This is a genomic window from Protofrankia sp. Cr1, from assembly GCF_963555865.1.
In the GTDB taxonomy this organism is placed as follows: domain Bacteria; phylum Actinomycetota; class Actinomycetes; order Frankiales; family Frankiaceae; genus Protofrankia.
The window spans coordinates 3,972-4,674 of the sequence record NZ_CAUVXO010000360.1 but is presented as its reverse complement, the minus strand read 5'-3'; the positions used below and the strand labels follow the sequence as shown (position 1 = coordinate 4,674).

Below are 703 nucleotides of genomic sequence, written 5' to 3'. Positions count from 1 at the left end.
CTTCCATCGCTGACGGCAACGAGATCGTCGCTGTTCACCGTGAAGGTGACCTTGGCCGTCTCGTCATCGTCCTCGCCCTCGTTGATGTCCAGGACGCTGCCGTCGCGCAGTTCCGCGGAGAAGCTCGTCCCGAGATCGGGTATCCGACACACGATGGTGCGGTCGGGGGTCAGCTCGCGCATGCGGTCGTTGGCCAGCTCGTTGAGGCGATCCGCCAACGTACGCAATGCCACCGCACACTGCTGCCTGGTCGCCATGCCGGCCGGTTCCTCCTTCCGCCGGTCCGCCGGTCCGCTGGGCTGTGGCGGCGGTGACGGTGGTGACGGTGGTGGAGATGGGCCGCTACGGAGAGCCTAACGCCGGTCTGCCGAGCGCAATGTCTTCGACACAGCTTGCCGGCCGGCCGTGCGTTCGTACCGGTGGCGCGCGTAACCGTCGCCACAGCGAGCGGGATCCGGGCATCCTGGTTGGGACGACAGCGGCGTACCGCGGGGTGACGGCCCTGCCGTCGCTGTCACGGAAGAGGAACACCTCATGACCGTTGACGTCCCGGACGATGTCCGTGGCGCGCTCGCGCGGGTGGACCGGCTGCCCGCGCTGCCCGTGTCAGCGCACGTCGCCGTCTTCGAGGAGGTCCACCGCCTTCTTGACGGTGTGCTCGCGGATCTTGACGGGCTCACGGCCACCCCACCGATTCCGGCCA

General features: G+C 68.4%; 1 protein-coding gene. It reads right to left on the bottom strand.

Annotated features, from left to right (window positions below):
• On the bottom strand, positions 1-257 hold a 257-nt coding region (locus U9980_RS21285; protein ID WP_322769539.1), incomplete at its 3' end, for an alkyl sulfatase.
• Positions 258-703: the final 446 nt, after the last annotated feature.